The sequence below is a fragment of the Anabaena sphaerica FACHB-251 genome (assembly GCF_014696825.1).
GTDB lineage: Bacteria > Cyanobacteriota > Cyanobacteriia > Cyanobacteriales > Nostocaceae > RDYJ01.
This window is the reverse complement of sequence record NZ_JACJQU010000008.1, coordinates 1-25,121: the sequence shown is the minus strand read 5'-3', so window position 1 is coordinate 25,121 and position 25,121 is coordinate 1. Positions and strand designations below refer to the sequence as shown.

General features: G+C 41.0%; 22 protein-coding genes, 1 tRNA gene and 1 other annotated feature. Of the genes, 6 read left to right on the top strand and 17 right to left on the bottom strand.

The window, feature by feature from the left end; all coding sequences use genetic code 11:
• Window positions 1-52: 52 nt before the first annotated feature.
• From H6G06_RS14860 to H6G06_RS14850, 3 genes are all read left to right on the top strand, one after another.
• Complete coding sequence (locus H6G06_RS14860; RefSeq protein ID WP_242039707.1) at window positions 53-1,777, top strand: adenylate/guanylate cyclase domain-containing protein; 1,725 nt, start codon at window positions 53-55, stop codon at window positions 1,775-1,777.
• Window positions 1,778-1,977: 200 nt separating this feature from the next.
• Window positions 1,978-2,430, top strand: coding sequence for an SRPBCC family protein (locus tag H6G06_RS14855; RefSeq protein ID WP_190561422.1), 453 nt, complete (start codon window positions 1,978-1,980; stop codon window positions 2,428-2,430).
• A 78-nt stretch (window positions 2,431-2,508) separates the two neighbouring features.
• Window positions 2,509-4,380, top strand: coding sequence for a serine/threonine-protein kinase (locus H6G06_RS14850; RefSeq protein WP_190561420.1), 1,872 nt, complete (start codon window positions 2,509-2,511; stop codon window positions 4,378-4,380).
• Window positions 4,381-4,497: 117 nt separating this feature from the next.
• On the opposite strand, the gene rplL is transcribed toward H6G06_RS14850, so the two are convergent.
• The 10 genes from rplL to H6G06_RS14800 all read right to left on the bottom strand — a co-directional run bounded on the left by rplL (window position 4,498) and on the right by H6G06_RS14800 (window position 13,993).
• Window positions 4,498-4,887: a 50S ribosomal protein L7/L12 gene (gene rplL, locus H6G06_RS14845; protein WP_190561418.1), complete on the bottom strand. Its 390-nt coding sequence runs from the start codon at window positions 4,885-4,887 to the stop codon at window positions 4,498-4,500.
• A gap of 98 nt (window positions 4,888-4,985) precedes the next feature.
• Complete coding sequence (rplJ, locus tag H6G06_RS14840; protein ID WP_190561416.1) at window positions 4,986-5,537, bottom strand: 50S ribosomal protein L10; 552 nt, start codon at window positions 5,535-5,537, stop codon at window positions 4,986-4,988.
• 124 nt (window positions 5,538-5,661) lie between these two features.
• Window positions 5,662-5,830, bottom strand: a sequence feature (ribosomal protein L10 leader region).
• A 61-nt stretch (window positions 5,831-5,891) separates the two neighbouring features.
• Window positions 5,892-6,608 (bottom strand): 50S ribosomal protein L1, encoded by a 717-nt coding sequence (gene rplA / locus H6G06_RS14835; RefSeq protein WP_190561414.1) that lies wholly within the window; start codon window positions 6,606-6,608, stop codon window positions 5,892-5,894.
• Between the two features lie 151 nt (window positions 6,609-6,759).
• Complete coding sequence (gene rplK / locus H6G06_RS14830; RefSeq protein WP_190561412.1) at window positions 6,760-7,185, bottom strand: 50S ribosomal protein L11; 426 nt, start codon at window positions 7,183-7,185, stop codon at window positions 6,760-6,762.
• Window positions 7,186-7,191: 6 nt separating this feature from the next.
• Window positions 7,192-7,821: a transcription termination/antitermination protein NusG gene (nusG, locus tag H6G06_RS14825; protein ID WP_190561410.1), complete on the bottom strand. Its 630-nt coding sequence runs from the start codon at window positions 7,819-7,821 to the stop codon at window positions 7,192-7,194.
• Window positions 7,821-8,042, bottom strand: coding sequence for a preprotein translocase subunit SecE (gene secE / locus H6G06_RS14820; protein ID WP_190561408.1), 222 nt, complete (start codon window positions 8,040-8,042; stop codon window positions 7,821-7,823). Before secE ends, nusG begins: the two co-directional genes overlap by 1 nt.
• A 186-nt stretch (window positions 8,043-8,228) precedes the next feature.
• Window positions 8,229-8,301 (bottom strand) — tRNA-Trp (locus H6G06_RS14815).
• A 154-nt stretch (window positions 8,302-8,455) separates the two neighbouring features.
• Window positions 8,456-8,818 (bottom strand): 50S ribosomal protein L19, encoded by a 363-nt coding sequence (gene rplS / locus H6G06_RS14810; RefSeq protein WP_190561406.1) that lies wholly within the window; start codon window positions 8,816-8,818, stop codon window positions 8,456-8,458.
• 514 nt (window positions 8,819-9,332) lie between these two features.
• A complete protein-coding gene (locus H6G06_RS14805; RefSeq protein WP_190561404.1) occupies window positions 9,333-12,551 on the bottom strand; it encodes an efflux RND transporter permease subunit in 3,219 nt (1,072 codons plus the stop codon).
• Between the two features lie 56 nt (window positions 12,552-12,607).
• Window positions 12,608-13,993 (bottom strand): efflux RND transporter periplasmic adaptor subunit, encoded by a 1,386-nt coding sequence (locus tag H6G06_RS14800; protein ID WP_190561402.1) that lies wholly within the window; start codon window positions 13,991-13,993, stop codon window positions 12,608-12,610.
• Between the two features lie 561 nt (window positions 13,994-14,554).
• Between H6G06_RS14800 and H6G06_RS14795 the strand changes: the two genes are divergently transcribed.
• The 3 genes from H6G06_RS14795 (at window position 14,555) to H6G06_RS14785 (ending at window position 16,321) form a co-directional block, all read left to right on the top strand.
• Window positions 14,555-15,097: a phycobiliprotein lyase gene (locus H6G06_RS14795; RefSeq protein WP_190561400.1), complete on the top strand. Its 543-nt coding sequence runs from the start codon at window positions 14,555-14,557 to the stop codon at window positions 15,095-15,097.
• Between the two features lie 297 nt (window positions 15,098-15,394).
• A complete protein-coding gene (locus tag H6G06_RS14790) occupies window positions 15,395-15,730 on the top strand; it encodes an RNA recognition motif domain-containing protein (protein ID WP_190561398.1) in 336 nt (111 codons plus the stop codon).
• A 222-nt stretch (window positions 15,731-15,952) separates the two neighbouring features.
• Window positions 15,953-16,321 carry a Dethiobiotin synthetase gene (locus H6G06_RS14785; protein WP_190561396.1) on the top strand — a complete coding sequence of 123 codons (369 nt, stop codon included), beginning with the start codon at window positions 15,953-15,955 and terminating at the stop codon, window positions 16,319-16,321.
• A gap of 23 nt (window positions 16,322-16,344) precedes the next feature.
• Here the strand turns inward: H6G06_RS14785 and H6G06_RS14780 are convergent, their stop codons facing one another.
• From H6G06_RS14780 to H6G06_RS14750, 7 genes are all read right to left on the bottom strand, one after another.
• Entirely contained in the window at window positions 16,345-16,956 is a 612-nt protein-coding gene (locus H6G06_RS14780) for a hypothetical protein (RefSeq protein WP_190561394.1), read from the bottom strand.
• A gap of 206 nt (window positions 16,957-17,162) precedes the next feature.
• Window positions 17,163-18,206, bottom strand: coding sequence for a zinc-dependent alcohol dehydrogenase (locus tag H6G06_RS14775; RefSeq protein WP_190561392.1), 1,044 nt, complete (start codon window positions 18,204-18,206; stop codon window positions 17,163-17,165).
• A gap of 92 nt (window positions 18,207-18,298) precedes the next feature.
• Window positions 18,299-20,515: a CHASE2 domain-containing protein gene (locus tag H6G06_RS14770; protein WP_190561390.1), complete on the bottom strand. Its 2,217-nt coding sequence runs from the start codon at window positions 20,513-20,515 to the stop codon at window positions 18,299-18,301.
• A 12-nt stretch (window positions 20,516-20,527) separates the two neighbouring features.
• Window positions 20,528-21,328 (bottom strand): DUF928 domain-containing protein, encoded by an 801-nt coding sequence (locus tag H6G06_RS14765; RefSeq protein ID WP_190561388.1) that lies wholly within the window; start codon window positions 21,326-21,328, stop codon window positions 20,528-20,530.
• Between the two features lie 280 nt (window positions 21,329-21,608).
• Window positions 21,609-22,778 (bottom strand): beta-ketoacyl-ACP synthase, encoded by a 1,170-nt coding sequence (locus tag H6G06_RS14760; RefSeq protein WP_190561386.1) that lies wholly within the window; start codon window positions 22,776-22,778, stop codon window positions 21,609-21,611.
• Window positions 22,779-22,899: 121 nt separating this feature from the next.
• On the bottom strand, window positions 22,900-23,685 hold the full coding sequence (locus H6G06_RS14755) for a peptidylprolyl isomerase (protein ID WP_190561384.1): 786 nt from the start codon (window positions 23,683-23,685) through the stop codon (window positions 22,900-22,902).
• A 154-nt stretch (window positions 23,686-23,839) separates the two neighbouring features.
• The gene (locus tag H6G06_RS14750; RefSeq protein WP_190561382.1) at window positions 23,840-24,409 is read right to left on the bottom strand and encodes a photosystem I assembly protein Ycf4; all 570 of its coding nucleotides are present in this window, start codon (window positions 24,407-24,409) and stop codon (window positions 23,840-23,842) included.
• Window positions 24,410-25,121 lie beyond the last annotated feature (712 nt).

The window sequence follows — 25,121 nt, the reverse complement described above, 5'->3', positions numbered from 1 at the left end:
GATTTGCCTGATTATTCTATTTTGTATTGGAATAGGGGTTGCACTATCCAATATGTCTAGTCTCTCCAATAGTCTAATAGAGTTACAATCACTTCAGAATTCTAGAGATCAAGCTAATTCAATTGTTAAGACTTGGCAACTCTACAGTCGAGCCGCAGCGGTTCGTTTGGGAAAAATAAAAGATGTTACCATCCGACACGATTATTTTTTAAGAGAGGGAAGTATTCCGCCCCCTGCTACTTTTATCATTGAACTGGGACAGCAAATTACTGGTAAAGAAGAAGGCTCGGCAATTAGCTTATACAGTGATTATCCTTACGCCTGGAGAAAAGACCGCGCCAAAAATAAATTTGCAGAGGAAGCACTGACATACTTCCGAGAAAATCCTGAAAATAAGGAATTTTATCGGCTTGAGAAAAATAATAATCGCCCCCGCTGGAAATATGCCCAAGCAATGATTATGGAAACTAGTTGTGTAGCTTGTCATAATACTGATCCAGAAAGTCCTAAAAAAAATTGGAATGTGGGAGATATAAGGGGCGTAATAGCCATTAGTGAACCTTTAGATAAAATTACTGACCAGACGAAAAAAGCATTAGGAACAGCATCTATTATGTTGGCAGGCTTTTCTTTTTTAGGGATATCTGGTCTGGCATTAGTTATGAACAGACTAAATCAAACAACTAAAGAGCTAGAGAGTCGAGTTAGGGAACGTACTGCTGATTTAGCTGGCGCGAATGAAGATTTAGAAAAAAGGAATATCCTAATTCGTCAAGTATTTGGTCGCTATTTGAGTGATGAAATTGTCACGAATTTACTCAACAGTCCCCAATCTTTAAATCTCGGTGGTGAGAGACGGAAAATCACGATTCTGACTTCAGATTTACGCGGTTTTACTGCCGCATCAGAACGCTTATCGGCTGAAGAGGTGATCACAGTCCTCAATATTTATCTAGAAAGTATGGCTGATATTATTACCCAATATCAAGGAAGCATTAATGAATTTATGGGTGATGGGATTTTAGTATTGTTTGGTGCGCCGACAGAACGAAATGATGATGCCTTAAGAGCTATTGCTTGTGCAGTAAAAATGCAATTAGCAATTGGAACTGTCAATCAGAAATTGAAAAACCTCGGTTTTCCCCAACTGGAAATGGGTATTGGCATCAACACCGGATTAGTAGTTTTGGGCAATATTGGCTCAGAGAAACGGACTAAATACGGCATTGTCGGTAGTCAAGTTAATCTCACCTATCGCATTGAATCTTATACAACTGGAGGTCAAATCCTGATTTCTGAATCTACTCTTAGGGAATCGGAGTCAATCGTTTCAGTTCGTGGACAAAAGCAAGTACAACCGAAAGGGGTGAAAGAGCCGATTATCATCTATGATGTTGGCGGAATTCGGGGTGCTTATAATCTCTTTTTGCCAAGTGAAGACGAAATTTTTGTAAATTTGACTGAAGAGGTCGCCATTCAGTACACAATTTTAGAAGGGAAACATCTTGGTAATAATATATTTCAGGGTCGTTTTATCCAACTATCGAAGAAAGGCGCAAAGGTTAAAGTTGAGTTTCTAACTGATAATGCTGTTCCTCCCATCTTTGCAAATCTCAAAATTAATTTATTTACCACTAATGATTCTCAAGAAATGAGTGAAGATATTTACGCCAAAGTTAGCGAAACTTCATTGGAAGAGGGGACATTTTTTATCCATTTCACAGCTAAAATTCCTGCCTTGCAGGAAAAAATAGATAGATTATTTGTGTCAGGTTAATAAATGGGTATAACAGAGAAAAATAAATTCTTTTGCTCATTTACATACTGAGTACAGGCAATAGAAAAACCCACACACCCTACCCTTCGGAAACGCTTTCAGCGAAAGGGAAGCCAATGTGTGTATTCCCTGTGTAGGTTAGTTTTATAACCGCCAATAACGCCAATATAAAGATAAAAACTTCAAGTTTAAATCACATCATGACAGAATATAAATTCATCACAATTTGGATTATTGACGCACCCATAGAAAAAGTGTGGTCAGAAATTATTAATTATCCAAACTGGCCGACTTGGTGGAAATATGTAGAAAGAGTGATTCCTATCCAAGATTACCACCGTTTCATCTGGAAAACACCCCTATATTATAAAATTGCATTCGACACCAAATTAATTCGAGTCCAACCGCCAATAGTGCTAGAATTAGTTGCTAAAGGAAATGTAGATGGTGTTGGTTTATGGGAACTGGAGTCAATTGAAAAAGGGACTTTAGTCCGCTACACCTGGAAAGTCAAAACCACAAAAGCTTGGATGGACATCTTGGCAATATTTATCCGTCCCTTAATGGAATCGAATCATAACACTATCATGGAAGAAGGAGGAAAAGCATTAGCACATCTGCTAGGTGCAAATTTGCTTTCTGCACAATTGTAAATCACCAGGAAACATCCCATCGCTATATCGTCAGAGTATCTGGTATACATTGGGAAAGGATCTCGCGTGTAACGTTTCATGACAACAAAACTGTTAAACAACCGCTATCAAGTTATCCAGGTACTCGGTGCAGGGGGCTTTGGGGAAACCTCTCTCGCGGAAGATACCCATCTACCTTCCCGTCGTCGCTTTGTCATCAAGGAACTTAAACCCATTAACCATGATCCAGCGACCTCTCAAATGATTCAACAAAGGTTTGAGCGAGAAGCTGCTATCTTGGAAAATTTGGGGGAAACAAGTGATCAAATACCCAAACTTTACGCCTACTTTCCTGAAAATGGTAAATTTTATCTTGTTCAAGAATGGATTCAAGGACAAACCCTCACCCATATTATCCAATCAAAAGGCAAATTAAACGAAACTATTGTTCGGGAAATTCTGTTAAGTTTGCTGCCAGTTTTAGATTATGTCCACAGCAAAGGCATCATTCATCGAGATATAAAACCAGATAATATAATACTTCGCTCCCACGATAACAAACCAGTTTTAATCGATTTCGGTGCCGTTAAAGAAACTATCCGTACCCTCATCAATCCTTCAGGAAATGCCATACAATCAATCGTCATAGGTACACCAGGGTATATGCCAAGTGAGCAAGCCATCGGTCGCCCAGTGTATGCTACTGATATCTATAGTTTAGGCTTGACGGCGATTTATCTACTCACAGGTAAACAACCCCAAGAATTAGAAACTCACCCCCAAACAGGGCAAATACTTTGGCAACAATACGCTGCTGGTGTCTCCCCAGAAATGGTGAACATACTCACTCAAGCTATTGAAGCACGTCCTGGCGATCGCTACACCACAGCCAGTAAAATGCTTTACGCTTTAAAATCTGGTCATCCTATTTCTTCCCATTCTCCCACTACCAGCGCCACAATTAGCCTTAGCCCCCCTCCTCCAACAAGCCACCAAACCCAGCCAATATATTCACCTGCAAAAACTCCCGTTATCAGAGAAATTAAGAATCCTGCAAACTGGCAAAAACCTGCTGTCATTGTTGGTAGTGTGGTAATCGGTAGTTTAATTGGTGCCGTAGCAATTTCTAGCATTAGCAGGCAGTCACAATCTTCAGCCCCAATGGCCACCAACTCTACTGTTATCAGAGAAACACAGACTCCCAATGTTTTACCGACAAATTCCCCTGTAGCTGAGGAAGTTTCCCCAACACCAGTAATTAAACCAACTCCCCCTCCCCCTATTAAACAAGAAATCATTTCTAGTCCCATACCAGAAACCAATTCTTCCCAGCCATTAACACCACCACCAGTAGATGATCCTGTAATCCAAGATACTCCCACTCCCATAGTCACATCAACACCAGAAGCAGAAATACAACAACAGGAAGCTCAACCAGAAATAGTTCCCACAGCAGAGGTATTTTTAAATACCCAGAAAAAGCCAGTTAAAAAAAGACAAGAATTATCTGATCAATTAGCCACCAACGTCAGGCAAAGTGTACCAGTATTTCCTACAGGCACATCAAGAAGTAGTGTAGAAGCAGCACTGGGCAAACCAAAAAAGGATCTAAGGGGATTATGGCGTAATACCCGTGCTATCACTTATAAAGTAGTCCCAAACCAAATAGATTTAGGTTATTTATTTGATCGTGACACTGGTAGACTCAGGCAAACTGAAGTAGCTTTCGCCTCATCTGTAGACAATCAACTTATGCAAACAACCTTAAATGGTTTATTATCTGGAAAAGCTACAGCAGAAATTAAACAAGGACTGCAACAGATTCAACAGCGTCAAACAGATAATTTTACCTTTAGTAAAGGTTCAATGAAAGGTCAAATAGTCCGGCAAAACTGTGATTTCATCTACATCAGTATTTGGGATGCAGATTTACATGATTTTGTTAATCCTGCCAGTGCTAAACAATGTTGAACAAGTCAAAATTAAACATTAAAAAAGGAGTCTCACAAGACTCCTTAATTAACTAATTAATAATTCCTAATTCCTAATTAAGATCATAATTACGAATTAAGAATTATAAGTTACAAATTACTTGATGGTTACTGTACCACCAGCTTCGGCGATGCGCTTCTTGATGTCTTCAGCAGCGTCCTTAGCTACACCTTCTTTAACTGGCTTAGGAGCAGCTTCTACTAAGTCTTTAGCTTCTTTGAGACCTAAACCTGTGATTTCACGGACAATCTTCAGAACTGCAATCTTCTTATCAGCTGGTACAGATTCGAGAATGGCATCAAATTCGGTCTTCTCTTCTACTACTTCAGCAGCAGCAGCACCAGGAGCAGCCATCATCATCATTCCACCAGCAGCAGGAGCAGCACTTACACCAAAAGCTTCTTCAATTTGCTTAACTAATTCAGATGCTTCCAACAAGGTCAAAGATTTCAACTGTTCTAAAATTTGTTCGGTTGCAGCAGACATGGATATACTCCTAAAAAATTTTGATGTGTTTTTTGTCAGTTATTCATTAGTCATTAGTTATTAGTTGCGACTAACAGCATTCAACTAATGAAAAAGTTTTATTCAGTCGCAGTTTCAGCACTATTGTCTTTGTCTTTATCAGCGACAGCCTGAATACCGCGAGCCAAAGAACTGGGAACTTCGTTGATACCCACAGCAATTTTGGTAGCCAAAGCGTTGATAGCTCCAGCAATTTGCGCCATGAGTTGTTCCTTAGATGGCAAGTCTCCTAGTGCTTTGACATCCGCTTCTTTCAACAGGCGACCGTCCATAACGCCGCCACGAAGTTCTGTCTTCTTGGAGGTTTTTTGGAATTCTTGGTAAGCCTTAATTGCTGAAGAAAAATCTTCTTTAACTAGTAAAAAGGCAGAAGAACCTTTGAGCAGTTCTGACAAAGGTTGCCATTTTTCATCTTCCTGAATGGCAATGCCCATGAAGGTGTTTTTAGTCACCTTGCAGACTGTGCCACTAGGACGCAAACGCCGCCTTAAGTCAGTGATTTCGGCAACTGTTAGACCTTGGTAATCAATTACCAGTGCTAAAGTTGACTCACTCAAAGTGCCTTTGAGGTCAGCTACTATTTCTTTCTTATTTTCTAACGTTCGACCCATTATCTTTTCACCTCCAAGGGCAAAATCTTATTAGTGGTCAGTGGGAAAAGGCAAAAGGCAAAAGGCAAAAGTTTAATTTTTCCAGTCCCCAGTCCCCAGTCCCCAGTCACCTTTGTTCTGACGTGCCGAAAACGATAAACCCCAGCTATCTTAGCCGGGGTTTCACAGTGGTACTTTTAATGCTTTAGTTCTCATACTTGTGTTGAGCAAACTTCAGTCATTTAAAATTACAACCTCGGCAGGATATTTAAGCTCTTAGCACCTGCTGTCTCCGGCTTTGCTTATTCAATTTTGGTCATTGGTCATTGGTGATAATATTCAGCTATTACCAATTACCTATTACCCATTACTAAATTATGCAGCGTCAGTCAGTTTTAAATCTCTGAGGGCGCTGATATCGATTTTAATCGAAGGTCCCATTGTGGCAGAGACGTAAAATGTACGCCAATAACGGCCTTTTGCTCCTGAAGGACGGTTACGGTCAATTGTCTCTTGCAAAGCTTTGAGGTTGACTAATAAATCTTCAGGGGAGAAGGAAGCCTTACCAAACATAACATGGACAATACCAGTCCGATCAGCACGAAATTCTAATTTACCAGCTTTGAATTCGGAGATCGCACCAGCTACATCAAATGTCACTGTACCACCTTTGGGTGATGGCATCAAACCACGAGGACCAAGCAACTTACCCAGCTTTGCTACCTGTGGCATCACATCGGGAGTAGCAATGAGCTTGTCGAAGTCCATCATGCCTTTTTGAATTTGGTCAATCAGTTCTTCGGAACCAGCTATGTCAGCACCCGCATTAGTGGCTTCTGTTACCTTTTCACCTCTAGCGATAACTGCTACCCGCACTATTTGCCCTGTACCTTTAGGCAGTGCTACCGTTGTCCGCAGCTGTTGGTCTGTATACTTGGGATCAATTCCTAGCCGGATATGTGCTTCTGCGGCTTCGCTGAATTTAGCTGTTGCTGTCTCTTTTAACAGATTTAACGCATCTAATGGTGCGTAATCCATCTCTTCTACTTTGTCTTGCAACGCCTGCAAGCGGCGTGATATTTTCTTTCCCATTTTTTTCTCCTGGGGTGATCTCGAAGTATCTCACCTCTCCCCCGATACGATTTTGGATTTTAGATTTTGGATTTTGTAATTGGTTCTTGGTTCTTGGCAAGTTGCTAGTTGACAGTTTTTATCTTTCTTATTTGCTGTCACCTGTCACCTATTAATCTGTGATAGTAACACCCATGTTTTTGGCTGTTCCTGCCACGATATTCATCGCTGCGTCGATGTCGTTAGCGTTGAGGTCAGGAAGTTTAGTTTGGGCTATTTCCTTTAACTGTGCTTTGGTAATGCTCCCAACTTTCTTTTTGTTGGGTTCATTGGAGCCTCTTTCAATTTTCGCTGCCTTGCGAATCAATACTGATGCTGGGGGTGTTTTGAGTACAAATGTAAAACTCCGGTCTTCAAACACCGAAATTTCTACGGGTATCACCATTCCAGCTTGGTCTGCTGTTTTGGCGTTGTACTCTTTGCAAAACATCATGATGTTAACGCCATGTTGACCCAGTGCGGGACCTACAGGCGGTGCTGGGTTGGCTTTCCCAGCATTCAAGGCCAATTTAATGACCGCTACTACTTTCTTCGCCATTTGGATTTAGCTCTGTTTTTCTACCTGATTAAATTCCAATTCTACTGGTGTATCTCGTCCGAAAATCGAGAGTAGAGCTTTTAGTTTACTCCGTTCTGGCGAAACTTCAATCACCTCACCTTCAAAATCCTTGAACGGACCCGAAAGCACCATTATCTTATCACCTGTAGCCATATCAATTTTGACTACTGGTTCTTGTTCTGTCGTTTGTTTGAATATACGTTCTACTTCTGAGTTACTCAGGGGTACTGGCTTGACGTGACCACGACCCCTGCCGCTGCCACGTTTTTGTTCGGCTCCCACAAAGTTAATTACATGGGTAGTGTTACGTACCACCTGCCAAGTATCATCACTCAGCATCATCCGCACTAACACATACCCTGGAAAGACCTTTTCCTCTGTGTGCTGGCGGCTACCATCTTTACGGATTTTTACCGCTGGCGTGTGGGGAATTTCTACCTGGATGATTTTGTCAGCTACATCAAAAGTTTGAATTCGCTGCTCTAAATTTGTCTTCACGCGCTTCTCACAGCCAGAAGCTACTTGCACCGCATACCAGCGTGCTTCTTTGTGCGCTGCTTCTAGTGCTTCCTCTGACTGCAAAGCATCCCGTGGTTCGTCTGTTGCAAAAGTCATCAGAATACCTGTTTTGCTGCCCAAGCAAACAATCCATCGACCAAATATATCAAAGATGCGGAGAGTGTCACCATTAATAACACAGCTGCTGATTCACTCACCAACTGCTTCCGACTGGGCCAAACCACTTTGTCAAGTTCTTCCTTTGTTCCTTGGAAGAAGTTGTTTAAGCTAAACCCATTTCCGGTTTCTGGCATTTCTGCTTCGTTTTTTTTGGCCACGGTCGTCATACCCCCCGTTTCTTACATTGCTTCACCTTGTTATTTTGCACCAAGGTTTACAGCTTTGACCCATTTGATGGAAACAAAAAAGCTGTCAGTAAAAAATAATTAGACCCGAAATAATCAACGCTGGCTGCTATTGTAGCAGATGCGTTTTTGTTTCGGGCTATATTTTTTGCTTTTTAGCGCGCCCTGGAGGACTTGAACCCCCGACATCAGGTTTTGGAGACCTGCGTTCTACCAACTGAACTAAGAGCGCACAAGCTGTTTTTGTTTCAGGGATTGCGCTGAACTTTTTTTAGTTTAACACAATTCCTTTGTTATTGTAACTTAATTTTTTTGAAAAAGCAAATTAGCGGCAGATGCCGCTTTTAGCTTGAGATTCCTGGGTCCTACTACTAGGACTAACCAAATCACAGGGCGCGGTCAAACCGTTGCTTAATCCGGGTGGCCTTACCAGATAGCTGACGCAGATAATATAGTTTAGCGCGTCTTACCTTACCACGGCGCATAACTTTGATGTTATCAATCCGGGGTGAATGCAGCAAAAATACTCGCTCAACGCCTACACCTTGAAAAACCCGACGGACGGTGATTGTTTCGTTAATTCCGCCATTGCGCTTACCAATTACCACTCCTTCATAGGGTTGGACGCGGTATTTCTCGCCTTCTTTAATTTTGACTCCCACCCGTACTGTATCACCTACATAAATTTCGGGCAGATCGGATTTAATGTGTTCCGCTTCGATAGAACGAATAATTTCTTGAGCGTTCATAATCTTTCTATTTTCTGAAAAAAACCCACGATCATCAATCATAAATCTATTACTGCCTGAGAGTCCAGATATTGCAAATTGATGATTTTCCCGGTCTCAGAGACCGATGGCATAAATTTTACAAATATCCTAGCTAGGGTTTGCTGAAAAAGCTATCTGTGAGGACAGGGAACGGGGAACGGGGAACGGGGAACGGGGAACGGGGAACGGGGAAGAGGGGAAGAGGGGAACGGGGAAGAGGGTTTTGGTGAATTTACTTTTTGTTATATACTTCAGTTTTTTCCCATCGACTTACTTACTCCTGACTCCTGACTCCTGACTCCTGACTCCTGACTCCTGACTCCTGACTCCTGACTCCTGACTCCTGCTATAGAATGGCTAAATGTTGCCTATGTGCATCAGGAAACTTTGGCACTGTATTGTAAAACATAAAGAGTTAGTGAATTTGTGATCATTGAAAAACTCAGATCCCCCAATTCTTGAAAAATTAGGGTATCTTTTTTATCTGAGAGAATTATGCTTTATTGAAATTTTTCTTCCAGATACGGAATTTGATAAATACAGGTTTTGCCCAACGTCCACCAATTACATCGTGCAACAGAGTATAAAAACAGGGGATAATAAACAGGGTTAGCAGTGTTGCTAAAGATAACCCAGAAAAGACTACCACACCCAAAGGTTGAAGAAACTCTGATCCTTCCCCAATTCCCAAAGCCAAGGGAAACATCCCTAAAACTGTAGTAATTGTTGTCATTAAAATAGGGCGTAAACGTTGAGGTGCTGCTTTTAAAATAGCGGTGCGACGGTCAATTTTTTCTCTTTCTCGAATTTGATTGGCTAATTCCACCATAATAATGGCGTTGTTAACCACAATACCTACTAATAAAACTGCACCCACAATGACTGTTGCACCAATGGCAGTGTCAGTCATATAAAGCCCAAAAATACCACCAGCTAAAGCCAGCGGAATGGTAAGCAGAATTACCAAAGGGTCAACCAGGGAATTGTATTGTACAGCCATCACCACAAAGACTAAGAAGATTGCTAAACCTCCCAACAGTTGCAGCGAGTTTTGTAGTTGTTGATTTGATTCTACTGTGGCACTGGGCAAAAGACTTATACCTTGAGGGAAATCTGCACTGTTAACGACTTGATTTACCTGTTCTAAGGCTTGACTCAGACTTGCTCCTTCTGCCAAATTACCAGCAATTAAGAAAACTTGGCGCTGGTTAATACGTTGAATTTCTCCTGGTGCTTGACCTTCAGCAATTGTTGCTACATCACTCAAGCGAATTTGGTAATTGTTGTCTACAAATAAAGGTAATCTCTCTAACTGGGAAACTGTTTTTACCGAGTCTTTATCTAACTCAACTCGCACGTCAACCAAACGGCTATTGCGTTGCAGTTGAGTGGGTACGCTACCTGTAATTGCGGTCTGAATTGTTTCGCCAATATCTTTGGTATTTAAACCAACATTAGCCACTCGTTCCCAGTCGGGTAAAATCTGGATTTCTGGTTGACGTGCATCTGCATCAGGACGGAATCTAACTGAGGTGACTTTCTCTTCTAAGGTTTTTAATAATTCACGACCTGCTTTTTCTAAGGTTTCCGAGTCATTTCCTTGCAGAATTAAATCCACGTCAGCACCGCGAACGGGAGAGTTGTTGAGAATTAAACCCCTGACACGACCAGGGGAGAGACGCAAACGAATATCTACTAAATTAAGCTTGCCAAATTCTTTGGTGACACGCTCAATATAATTCTCTATATCTGAGTTTGGTTTCAGGGTAATGGTGCTGGAACTCCGCAAGGGGTTGGCGGTACTATTGCTACCAAAAAGAGAACCACCAACTGTAGAGAAGACATATTCTGTTTCTCGCTGCTGACGGAGAATGTCATCTACAGCCTTCATCACTTTTTGGTTGGTTTCTAGAGGTGTACCGGGGGGAAATTGAGCTATTAAGCTAACTTGTCCGGTGTTGATGGGGGGAAGAATTTCTTGGGGAAGCTGAGGTGCTATCCAATAACTACCGCCACCTAATAAAATAATTGCGATCGCAATTGTTAATAACCGCCAACGTAATATTCCAGATAAAAAACTGCCATATACTCTCGTAGCTGCATCAAAACGGCGATTAAATGCCTGAAAAAACCAAAAATCATTCAGAGAAATAGGAATTGGTAATGCTAATAACCGCGATGTCAACATGGGGACAACGGTGACAGCAATTAAAATTGAAGCTGCTACCGAAAAGCTGATGGTGAGAATTAACTCATTAAATAGTAATGAGATAAAACCGCCAATCAGCAAAAATGGTAATACTGCTACTAAGTTTGTACTGGTAGAAGCAAGTAAGGCTGATTCAACTTCCTGACTACTTTGTGCTGCTTGTTGAATAATTAACGCAGGTGATAATTTTGATGTTTGATTTTGTAATTTTGATTGATTAATTCCCTCGGCAATATTTTCCAACATGACGATGGAATTATCAACTACAATTCCCACGCCTAAAGCTAAACCACCCAAGCTAAAAATATTCAGGGATAAACCAAACATTCCCATCATAATTATTGCCGCTAAGGTTGCTAAGGGAATAGACAGGACAATAATGAATGTTTGCCGTAGAGAACCTAAAAACAATAGAACTGCTATTGCCGCTAAACCCGAACCGATCAAACCTGAAGAAGTAACATTAGCTAGAGAATTACGGATAAATATTGATTCATCTAAAGTAGCTGTGAAAGTTGCTTCGGGAGGAATAACACCAGATTGTTTAAGTTCTTCTAATCTTTGTTTGACTCCATCAACAACGTTGACAGTATTAGCATCTGCTTGTTTTTGAATGCTGACTTTTACCGCTTCTTGTCCATCGAGTAAAACGTACACCCGTTGCTGTTCTGAACCATCAATAACTTCAGCAAAGTCACGCAAATAAACACGATTTTTGATAGGAGAATTAGGAGTTGATACTTCAAAGGAAAGATTGTTTATTTCCTCTGCATTCTGAAAGCGTCCCACAGTCCGGGTTAAGGGTTCAGAATTGGGTCCTAAAATTCTGCCCCCGGAGATATCTTGGTTACGATTTTGGAGTTCGTTTAACACATCAGTTAAACCGACACCAATGGACTGGAGGCGCTCTAAATCAATATTGACTCTAACTTCTTCCTGGACTCCTCCTGAGACATCTACCACCGCTACACCTGGTACTACACCGAGTTCACGAGCTAATTCTTCTTCAGCAAAAACTCGCAAATCAACATTTTTAAGTGTAGGTGAAGTGAGCGCAAATTCATAAACTGGTAATTGGGAAGGATCGACTTTAAATAAACGCGGTTCTTGGATAGTATCTGGTAATCTGTTTCTAGCTCGGTTAAAGGTAGCTGTAGCATCGTTCAATGCTTGGTCAATATTTCCTCCTGGTTGAAAATACAGATCTAAACTCACTTGACCTTCACGGGTCTGAGAAAAAACTTGAATTACACCTTCTGTCGCCGAAAAAGATTCTTCCAGCGGTTTTGTAACTTCATCAACTGCTACTTCTGGAGAAATTCCCGGTGCTTCTATTCGCACACCAATGCGGGGATAAGTAATTGATGGAAGTAAATCTACAGGTAAACGAATAATGAAAAATACGCCCATGACAATTACAGCCAAAGTCAGCATGAGAGTACCAATATGCTGACGGATAGAAATGGCGCTGATACTAAAGCCGTTGTTGTTTGTTGTTTGCATCTTTACCAATTCAAAATTTAAACTGCATCTGACAAATTAGCCCTTGCTAAAAAAACTTACAAATTCTTTCTTTGTGTCCTTTGCGGTTTGTTTAAATCTTTTTCCGACAAAATGGATAACTTGACGACTTCACCATCTTTTAAGGGCTTACTACTGCGAACAACATAACTTTCTCCTGGTTGTAACCCAGAAAGAACTTCTACATTACCATCAGCTTTTTTACCCAAAGTTATAGATTGTTCTTTTACCTTGGGTTTCCCCTCGGTTTCCTTGACGATAAATACCGTACCTGTACTATTTTCCGATTGGGTTTGTTGGTCATTTTTATTAATTGCTGTTTGTGACACCACGACTCGCTGTGGTGTCTGGGTAGTAAAATTAACTCGTGCTAGTAGTCCGCTACCAATTTTTCCGCCACTGTTGGGAATGACTACTTCTATCGGTATTAACCGGGCTGTAGCATCAGCAGATGGAGAAATACGTGCTACTCTACCAATGATTGTTTGATCGGGAAAGGCATCTAAACGCACTTGTACAGATTGCCCTACCTGAATTTTTGCTAGTTCTAATTCAGAGACTTGGACTATAACTTTAATCCGACTCAAGTCAGCAATTTTTAAGACTTCACTTCCTGGTTGCAGGAGATTACCAGGCTCTGTGACTTTTTCGGTGACTACGCCGGCGATGGGAGAGATTAAGCGGGAGTAGGAACGACGTTCTTTGGCGGCTTTAACTATTGCTTGTTGGGCAAATACTCTACCTTGGGCTGCGGCTACGGCTTGTTTTTCTGTACGGACTTGTTCAATAGTTGCTTTTAGGGCTTGTTGGGCGGTTTGGGCTTTGGTTCGCGCTTGTTGGGCAGTTTGTTCGGAAATTGCTCCTTCTTTCAATAGTTGTTGCTGTCTTTGAGAATCGGCTTGGGCTTGGATGACTTCTAGCCGGGCTTTTTCGACTTCAGCTTGAGCATTACTTACCTGTGTCATAGCCCTAGCGACTTCAGCTTGACTGGTTGCGAGTTCGGCTTCAGCTTGCTGTGATGCTGTCATTAATAGAACATCATCTAGCTGGCTGATGATTTGTCCGCGTTTGACTGTGTCTCCGACATCTAGATTTAAGGCGATCAGTCTTCCTTCTACTTGCGATCGCACCGATACTGTCCGAAATGGGGTGGTGTTACCGATATAATCTGCGGAGGGACGTAATAAGTTAGTCCGGGCGATCGCTACATCTACCGCTGTTTCACTGTCACCCCTTTCTCTACCACCAGGCCGCCTCGATTGGGCTTCGGCTGATTCTTTTGGTAATGAACCACAACTGGCTGTTAGTAATCCCAGTAACAGCAGACAGAACATTAATAAACTATGGTTCTTTATAACTGGGCTGACAACTATAGGAGTTGATATTTTCACCTGTTTTTGTGACTTATTTCCGTCCAAAACCATGAATTTTTCTCCAATTTGGCAGTATTTCATTCAAACAGCCTTTTATTAGCAAGTAATTTGGAATAGGTATGAATAACAAAAAATAGCGATAAAAAATGAGGCTGTTTTCTAGTGGTTTATGTATTCCTAATTACTTTTTTTGCTAGATAAAACTGACAAAATTTTCACCATATCCTGTGGATATAGATGTATATAATTTCTGACAATCCTAGAAATTATAAAATTAGTATAAAGATTATGCCAGCAATAGGTAATAGGTAATTGGTCATGATTTTAGTTGCTAGGAGTTTTCAGTACCCAGCCGATACAAAAATGTGCCTAGCAGACTAGTATTTTTGAGGCTTTTGTGTATATATTAAGAATATTAAACAAATCTTGCTTTTGTGAACACCATGGAGTAATGCCCGATTTGTGACGAGGCTGTAGTCTTGACACGTTGTCTGGGATTGCCTTTTGGCTGGAGAAGAAGGGGTGTAGGGGAAAAAACTTAATTCTGCCCTCTGCCTTATTCATCCAAAATCGCAAATCTAAAATCCAAAATTGTTTGAGGAAGGTAAACAAGTGAGATCACTGGTCAAAATTGCCCAAACTGCTGATGAAAAGCAGATTGCCGAATTTTTCCAAGCATCAGTAGGTCAGTGGCGCTCTGAACGGCGCTATTACACCCTACCCCAAGGAGAAAATAAGGAGATGGTAAGTATTATTACCATCCGGTTTTTGGAACAGGGGAATGATGAATTGCAAGAGTTGGCTCAGTTACATGATTTGCTGGATTTAGGGAGCTTGAGTTGTGGTGCTAAAGTCTCTTGGGAAAGCACAGATTTACACACAGCTAGAAAAGAAGCAAGTGGTGTGACGGTGTTTGGTGCTGTGGGAAATATTTTGTATCGCGATCGCGGTTTTGCGACAACCAAACCAGTTACGGCTCAATATTATTTCCCCAATCTGAAAACCCTGTGTTTGCGAACTGAGTACAATAATTCAGTATTTGAGGAAGAAATCAAACTCATTGGTGATAAATACCGCACCAGACAAACTATTATTTCCCGTGCCGGTGAGCAGTTGATGATTGGTCAATACTTGGAAAAGCGTATTCAAGCTTAATTATTCCTTGTTAGGTTGGTGCTGTTCAAGGTTGTACTCAGCAATTAACCTTCAGTTATCAGCTTAGGATACTAATCAGCACCCAGCCATGAATAGCTGACAAGATTTTTGACAAAATTTATGAAAATTTTGTAAAGTCTTGCCCCAAAAACTTGATTTGTATGTCATGATTATGGAGAGAGTTAATTCGGCGATTAGTGTTTTGTTGTTAGTATTGACAGGCTTTTTACTTGTGGTATTTACAGACTGCTCTCCGAAATCTAAATCTCTACAAACTCGTGATTTTGGAGACATAATATGTCAGTTTACGTAGGCAATCTTTCTTACGAAGTTACCCAGGATGCTTTGACTTCCGTATTTGCAGAATATGGTTCTGTAAAACGGGTTCAGATTCCTACTGACCGGGAAACAGGCCGTGTACGCGGTTTTGCTTTCGTGGAAATGGGTACAGAAGCAGAAGAAACAGCAGCCATTGAAGCACTAGATGGTGCTGAATGGATGGGTCGTGACTTAAAAGTTAATAAAGCCAAGCCCAAGGAAGACCGTGGTGGTTCCTATGGTGGTGGCGGCGGCGGCGGTGGTCGCGGTGGTTACGGCGGTGGTGGCGGCGGCGGCGGTCGCGGTCGCTATTAAGTTTCCCCTAAACCGTTGATTTGCGAATAATAAAAGTAAAGTAACCCATTCCGACGGCGGAGTGGGTTGCTTTTTGCTTTTAAAGCTTTGACATTCTGCTCTGTAAAACCTAGACATTATCTTCTGGAACCTTTGTCAGGCAGGAGTTTTCAAAAGCTAACTGCTGACTGCTGACTGCTATATTACCTCACACCTACACCTTAGTTCTGGTAAGCTGAAGGCATGAACTACGAAATAGCACGCAAACTACTCATAGACCAAACAGCCAACGACAAAAACCCCGATACTTTGTTAAATCGTCTAAAACAGGGAAAACCACCAGTACCAGGTCAAATTACTTCCGTTTTGTTAGCCTTGAAAGTGGTGTTTGAAGCTCTAAAAGATGCTAATAGCTTAGATAAAGAACTAGCCTTGGCATTATATAAATTAGGTATTAGAGCCTTACAGTTATTTGCTACAGGAAGGCAAGCAGGTATTGACTGGCCGCCACTGCTAAAAGAAGATTTACAACGCATTTCACTGGCATCTGAAAGTATCTTTTCAGGTACATGGGAAACCCTATCGGTTGGCGGTAAGCTGAATGAAGGATGACGGATGAAGTAGCCTTTGTTACACTAACGGGTTCTTAGTTCTGCCTCTAACTTGTCCAAGTCAGATTTAAGAAAAACCGTTACTTTGCCACTCAAAGCTTTACCTTCTCTCGGTTTAGCAATTTCTATCCAATAGGCGTAGCGATCTCCTACCCGTAACTCTCCTTTTAATGCTTCCCGAATCGGGGTTTTTGCCAAACGCGCTTGATTAATTGCACTCTGGTTAGGATACTCATAAACCACCTGAGCGCGATTATAGTCTTGATAAATATCTGGGCTATAAATTACCCGTAAAGATTCCTCAAGACGCTGAACTGTTACACCATTAACACCGTCATACATGGTCATACTCTCAGTACGGACTGTGCTGCGGTCTTTAGTAAATGTTACCCTACCTGGAGGTAATACCGACGCTTGAAAAGTGAATCTTTGGGCTGCTGTATCACTCTTACTTACAAACAATCGCTCCCCACTTCTGGGGCGAAGAGTTGGATGAGCTTGAATCCAGGTTAATACTTCCTCAGTGCTTTCTCCTGGTAGTGCTTGTGCTGGAGAATTCAGCAGCATTACCCCAGATAAACAAGGTATAAAGGAACAAGAGAGAATTAAAAAATTACGCAGAGATTTTTTTAGCATTTTCCTATTCAGGAATAAGATCACAATTGAAAATAGTATTCACTATTTTTTCCATAGCATTAAACTTTATCTCAAGTTTTATCATTTGCTCAGGGTTGCAAAGCTAAAATAATTAGCAGTAGTTAGGTCAACATAATTACACATAAAACTTTCACTATATAGATACCTGACTTCTTTGAGAAGTCGGGGATCTGAGTCCATATTCATCAAAAACTGGGATGGGAAGGTGCGATCGCCACCTTAATAACCTTACGTGCTTTCATATCCGCAAACACCTGTTCTAAATCTTTTAATGGACGCTGTTCACTAATGAGTAACTCAAAAGGAATCTTCCTACTAGCTATTAGTGATAAAGCAGCCTGTACATATTTAGGAGTATTGTGAAATACACCTTTTAACGTTAATTCACTATAATGCAGATGTTCTGTATTTACATTAATTGTCGTATCTCTAGGACAGCCACCAAATAAATTTACAGTCGCACCAGGACGGGCGCAAGCGATCGCTACTTCCCAAACACTAGGAATGCCAGTAGCCTCTATGACTACATCTGCACCCCAGCCTTCAGTGCAATCCTTGACAACACCAGAAATATCAGCAACCTGATGATAATTAAAAATCTGTGCTGCACCTAATTTTTTACCAATTTCTAGCCGTTGGTCATTACCTCCCCACAGCAACACCTCAGCTTTCGTTTCCGCAGCTAAAATCGCCACAAACATCAGCCCAATAGCCCCATCTCCCAGCACAACTACCCGGTCTTGAGGTTTGACATGAGAACGCCCCACCCCGTGCAGTACACAGGCTAAAGGTTCAGTCATTGCTGCTAAAGCAAATGGTAACTCATCAGGTAGCCGCAACATATTATGCTGGACAATGGGTGCGGGAATTTTCAGATATTCGGCAAAAGTGCCATTGTTCCATGTCAAATTTGGACAGAGTGAATATTCTTGACGTTGACAAAAAAAACATTTCATGCAGGGAGCAGAATTATTGGCGACAATGCTGTCACCCACCTGCCAATTATGCACACCAGCACCAACAGCTACAACGGTTCCTGCTGCCTCATGGCCAAACAGGGTCGGCGGTGTCAACATCCTAGCATGGCCACCACGTCGCCACACCTTCAAATCTGTACCGCAAGTAGTAGCTGCCCCTACCTGAATCACCACTTCCCCAGATGCGGGAGTTGGATCGGGGACTTTTTCCAGACGTAAATCTTCCTGTCCGTAAAGTAAAGCTGCTAACAAAGCTTTTCACCTCAGAATTAGCTGCCCCTAGATTTTACCGGATCTTGCGGAATATGGTTACATCCGCGACTTCTTTGAGAAGTCCGGGATATTTAACCTAAACCCTGTCTTACCTTCCTAAGTCGTTTGAGTCCCTGGGGAGGAATTCCTGTAAACCGAATCAAAAAATGATTTTCTGGAACATCAAATTTTTTCATAACTTTGGCATATATATCTGGTTCTTCGGTAAAAATGGCTGTTTCTGTCAATAACTTGAGTTTGATATTAGTCAATAATTCCAAATCATATTTATAACGTAATTGTGCGCCATTATTTGATAATCCAACTAATGTACCTGGTAACAGATGTCCATCTGCGTGTTTACCATGTAAAACAATAAATTCGATAGCTAATTCCTCACTCAAAATCTCTATATCCTCATCAACTTTGGGCAAATATAAATTATATTTTCCACCAATACCACCAATTTCATAAAGCATGACAGAATGTTTTACGCCTTTTGGTTCTACCTGAAATTGACTATCAATTCTCAAATCAATATTGGCATCTTCCCAAGAATGCTCAGAAATTAAAATCTGTCCTCCTACAGAATAGGACTCAATTCGCGCGGCTAAATTTACATGACTACCAATCACTGTATATTCAGCCCGTTTTTGAGAACCAATATTTCCGGCTACAACTTCCCCTGTATTGATACCAATCCCCATTTCTAAAATTGGTAAATTCATTTGCTGATTTTTTTTATTAACCTTTTCCATTGCTAACTGCATAGCCACAGCACAAGCAATTGCTCGTTGAGAATCATCTTCACGACTAATAGGCGCACCAAACATCACCAAAATCCCATCACCCATAAAATCATTAATTGTCCCTTTATACTGATTAATAACATCTGTCATTACTTCCAGATAAAGATTGAGAATTTCTACCACCTGTTCTGGTGGATATTCTTCAGAAATTGCTGAAAACCCTCTGACATCAGAAACTAAAGTTGTGACCTTTCTCCTTTCTCCTCCTAGCTTTAAACCAGAAGGAGTTTCTATTAAATTGGTGACAACTTCATCTGTTAGATAACGCCCAAAGGTTTTTTGCATATTGGTTGCACTGTGGGCAATATACTGAATAATAGTAATTGTTGATCCTGCCAAAACCAATATTGGTGGTACTAAAGGAATCCACCAGCCAGCTAAAAATGCTAGGAAGCAGCAGCTTATTAAAGCAATAGCAGCTATAAAAACACTAACAGTAATTAGATATATATTGTGGCGTTGCTGCCAAGATAATATAGAGCCAATAGTAGACCACAGCAAAATCCACAGCCATTCTTGAGCTTCAGACCAAGACTGAATTTGCGGACGACCATCTATAGCTGAACTCAAAATTTGACTAGTTAAATTCGCATGAATAGTTATACCTGTCATCCTTTCTGGAGCAGCAAATACTTTACTACTATAAGGTGTAAAAAAGCTATCTCTTAAACTCTCAGCAGTGGAACCAATTAATACTATTTTTCCCAGCATTAAATCTGCTTTGACTCGGTTTTCTAGAACATCTGTCAGCGAAACTGTGACAAACTTATGTCTCGAACCCCGATAGTTTAATAGTATTTGGTAGCTACCAGCATTTTCCCTAACGTAGCCTCCATCATTAGCCCTAAACCTGGGGAAAATTCCCCGTCCTAATTGTAAGTATTTGGGATTAGTTGTTGCGGCTTGTTCTGTAATTCCTTCAGCTTTTAAATACAACAGTGCTAATTTGAGGCTGAGGCTTTGTCTATAGTCTTCTTGACTTAGATAGAAATACAAAAATCCCCGACGAATTTTTCCATCACCGTCAGTAGGTAAGTCATTTCCTCCCACTTTTTGAAGTTTTTTCAAAATCGGGGATGGTTGAACTAAAAAACTATCTGTAGATTCTAATACTTTTTCGATACCAATCAAATTGGGTGTAGATTCAAATAACTTAACTAAGCCTTGATGACCTGGATTGACTACTAAGTTCCGATAAATGTCCAAACCGATAGCTCTAGGTTTTTGCTGCTGAATTTTCTGTAATAATTTGGTCAGCACTGCATCAGAAATTGGCCACATTTTCTGATTAGTGATATCCTGTTCATTAATCTCAACTATAACTATGCGATTATCAATTGCCTCTTGTGGACGCAAAATAAACAATTGATCTAATGCTATTAATTCTAGGGATTGAAGCAATCCACTTAAACGGAGTGCTATAACAATAAATGTCACATTGGGAACAGCAATTACAACACCTCGCCATTCCCATATTCGCCTTTTTAGCTTTTCCCACATACAAGTCAATGATTAATTCTTGATCTTGCAAAAATCGACTAATGGCTCAGATACAATATCATTCAATCCTACGGAGTCTAAAAGTTGTCTCCAATGAAGCTTTACTATTGAGTCATTTGGCTGATTACAACGTAATTTAACTAACGAAGCCAGTGCCTCATACCAAATTCCCTCTTGTGCATAGATAGTCGCCATCTCAAGTAAGTTGTCCTTTGCTAGAGACTCAGATAAGGCTAACTTTGCTGGGATGCGTTTAACCAAACCCTCTACATAAGGATTGTTACTGGAGTCTTCAGGATCACAAATCAGGGTTACATACCAGCGATAAGTTTTATTGGCTTCTAGTCCAGTTATAGTCTTAGGCAAAGTAAAGCTGACTATTCCCGGTTGATCAGGTAGGGTCAAAGTTGTTTTATAAATTACTTTCTCCTCTCCATCGGTGATGATAAGAAATTCAGCGTTTTTGACTGGAGCCGGGGGTATATGCCAAAAAAATGTAGGATGCTTATTCAAGGTAAGTCCTGATTGATTGGCAGGTAGTAAGGGAGTCATTACCTGTTTTTTTAGACATGAAGGCCCACGGGTTGCAGCACCAACCGTAGGGGGGTTGGGGTCATCATCTATTGGTGGTTTAAATCGGGTTCCAGCACCAATAGTTGCAGGATTGGGCTGATTATCTATTGGAGGCTTAAATTGTTGACTTATTTGCCAAGTTCTTTTTGTGGGGTGTGACTGAGCTAGTACGGATGGTGCTACGGGATATAAAGTTAAATAAAATACTACAAAATATAGAGATGTCTGGAGCAATTTCATAGTTAAATATCCCATTGATTAATTACTTTATACTGTACTATCTAAGCCTTTACTTAAAAGCCAGGGTGTTCTTAACTCACTATAAGTCTCAGTATTTACTCTGTTTTGATAGTAGTCCATCCCTTGAAGAAGATGGCAGGAATGACTCACTATTATGTGATACAAAGCTTTATGGAACTAGCCTGAATAATTTGATAATTTTTTACACACTGTTTAAAATTTAATAGACGTGATATTTATCAACCGTGTTCCTCTACTAGATTCAAATTTATCACTTATATCAATATATCAAATTGCTACTACTTATAGCGATCGCTGTATTTTGTCCACCAAAACCAAAACTAAAACATAGCACTCGCTGCATTTCACATTCTCTTGCTGTTGTCACGAAATTTAAATCAACTTCTGGCTGTTGCAATCCCACGCAAGGAGGTAATATTTTATGCTTTAAACCCATGAGGGAAAAAGCTACACCCAAAGCTCCCGATGCTCCTAGTGTATGACCTGAAGCGCCTTTAGTAGAACTAATTGCTACTTGTGGAGGAAATAAATACTGTATTATTTTGCTTTCTATACGGTCATTGAGGAGCGTAGCCGTACCATGAGCATGAATGTAGTCTATATCTGCGGGTGTTAAATCACTACGTTCTAAACATTGATTGATTGCAGCGATCGCGCTTTTTCCTTCTGGCTCTGGTTGATTACCATGAAACGCATCTGCTGTCAAGCCAAAACTCAGAATTTCTCCATAAATATTTTCTGGGTTTGCTTGACGTTGTTTTATTAACTCCGCAGATTCGAGAATCAACACAGCACCACCTTCACCTAATACTAAACCTTCCCGGTTGACATCAAAAGGATAAGCGCCTGTTTTTGCTAAAGCCCCCATTTGCTGAAATCCACAGATACTAAGGGGGGTAATAGGTGCTTCCACTGCACCAGCGATCGCTCGTTGACATTGCCCAGTTTGAATTAACATAGCAGCTTGGGAAATTGCCCAAATTCCCGTACAACAAGCCGCCATAGGTGCTAAAACCGTACCTGATGCTCCGATTTGTCTAGCTACAGCGATCGCATTCATCTGCGGCAAGGTATCCAACCAAGTTTCTAAATTTAATAGTTCTGGGTTGGTATCTTTCCCATACATCTGTCGTGCTAACTTCTCCCAAGACGCTTGATAGCTACGACTAGAACCAATTACCACCGCACAATCAGGTAAAGGTGCTACTAATTCAGCATCTTGTAAAGCAGAATTAACAACCATCTGAGTCAGGGTACTCAAATCAGAAGGTTGTTGACCAATTAAACCGAGAGGAATTATTCCCAGTTCTGGAAATGGTTGATGTAATTTAATTCCCGTTTTCAGAGCCAGTAAATTCTGCCAGCTATCTTCTAAGCTTTTACCTAAAGCAGAAACTAAACCAATACCAGTGACAAAAACCCTAACCAATTTTAGATTTTTAGATTTTAGATGAGGAGTCAGGAGTCAGGAGTCAGGAGTCAGGAGTCAGAATAAATATTACCTCTTCCCTATTCCCTGTTCCCTGTTCCCTGTTCCCTCTGTTAACTAACTACTGAGGAGGTTTGAAATTTTCAGCACCTTTAGTGACTTTGGCAGAATCAATGCGATCGCCTTGCTGAATTTTGTTTACTACATCAAAGCCATCGGTAACATAAGCAAAAACAGCGTAGTTACCATCTAGGAATCCCAGATCCGCTAAAGCAAAATAAAACTGAGAAGAAGCAGAATCAGGCATTTGGGATCTTGCCATTGCTACTGCACCAAGCTTGTGAGTCAAAACAGGCTTTTTAGTAATTGTTTGACTGTAAACTGGCTGGTCTGCACCTTCTGGCTTAATTTCTAATGGTATACGGCGTTCAGTCTTAATTGTTGGGTCTATATAGCCACCAGTTCCCAATTGTTGTGCGGGAGTGTTGGGATTTTTACTCTGAGGATCACCACCTTGAACAACAAACGGCTGAGGTTCACGTACAACCCGATGGAATACTAAACCGTCGTAAACACCCTTTTGGACTAAATCAACAAAGTTTCCAGCAGTAATGGGAGCATTATTTCCATCCACTTCGATGGTAATTGGTGCGCCTTTAACTGTCATCACTACAGTAGCTTTACCTTCGAGCCGTGGTAAATTTTTGATTCCTGGAACACGCTCACTATTGTTTTTTGATGGCGTTACTGCTTCCGCAGTTGACTTCGAGCTTGCCTCAGTTGCCTTTGAGGTAGCTGTCGAAGCTGGAGATGTACTAGAAGAGACCTTCTCTGTTGAACATCCTCCCAACATCAAACCACCAATCATCAACAGAAGCACTAAAAATTGTGAAAATTTTAACCGCATTGACAGTTACTGACTCAACCACAGTATCTTAGCAATTTTGGATTTTGGATTTTGGATTTTAGATTGAGAATTCTTGTAGTCATAGGGTAATTTTGTATTCTGAGGCAGTAAATTTTTGATTTACCACCAATCCCAAATCCAAAATCTAAAATTCTTAAAGTCCTTCCAAGGGTACACCCAAAAAGCGGGCTAATTGAGCGCCTTGAGTTTCTAACTCAGCCAAAGATAAGGGTTGACCAACCCGTGTTAGGGGAATATCTCGTCGTCCTTTCACCTTGAGATAAAGTGCGCGTTGGGGATTTAGACCTTCCTTAATCGAGATACGTACAGATTGTACGTCCTGGATGCGGTTCTCAATCTCAATTTGGCGGTTTTTACCAGGAAACCCCCAACGAAAGATTTTGAATTTACCAGTTTCCTGGTTGAATTCGTTGTAACCGCCACCTACATCCCATAAAATAACCAACCACAAGTATAAGGCTAACAGTACGCCAGCTATGCCATATAATCCCATCACCAGTCCTTGAGGGACAAATATTAATTGAGTGGGATCGGTGACAATGAGTAAATTGACTTTCAGATAGCTGGAAATGCCAGCCAATAAAAAGCCGGATGCTCCCAAAGTGACAATAGTTGCCCACCAGTAGTTACTCAACCGACGAGAACCGAGAACGTTTTGATGCAGGAGGCCATCGCCTTTATTAATCGTTGTTGATGCCGTCATTTGGACTACCTTAGACCGTTAGATATTCTCTGTGAACTGGGGACTGGGTAATGAGACAGGTATGGATCTAGATTTTAACCTCACCCAAACCATTAAAATATATTTTCTCAAGCCGTTAATGATTTTATAACAAACATCATTGATATTTCAGGCACGCTGGGGTGATCGGGTGATGGGGAGAGAAATCAACTCAAAAGTCAGAATTAAAGAACTTCTACCTCCTGCCTCGTGAACTCCTAATTACAAGTTATAAGATTTATGAGAAAAGGTGTGTCATTTTGTTAAAATTCTGATATTCATAATCTTTAACTTCCTCAATACCCGATTAATTTGCGTATCTCCAGCGCAAACCCTGACGAATGTGATAAGTTAAGAATCATTAAGTTACCACCAACTAGATTACTGGGAAGTGGCAAGCATAATGGCATAATTCTGAGAAATGCCCAATTAGTTAGAAGGTCATTCTCAGTATCTGGGCTGCTGACAAGTAGCTAAGAGTGCCAAAAAAACAAAACGTTGAATTCCTCGCGGCAGTAGCTCAGGGAATAAACCTCCAAAAGCATCATGCCTTAAAAACGTCGCCATTTTAGTAAAAAAGAGGATTTGAGTTCAATGACCATCGCAGTTGGACGCGCCCCCTCAAGAGGGTGGTTTGACGTACTAGACGACTGGTTAAAGCGCGATCGCTTCGTATTCGTAGGTTGGTCAGGAA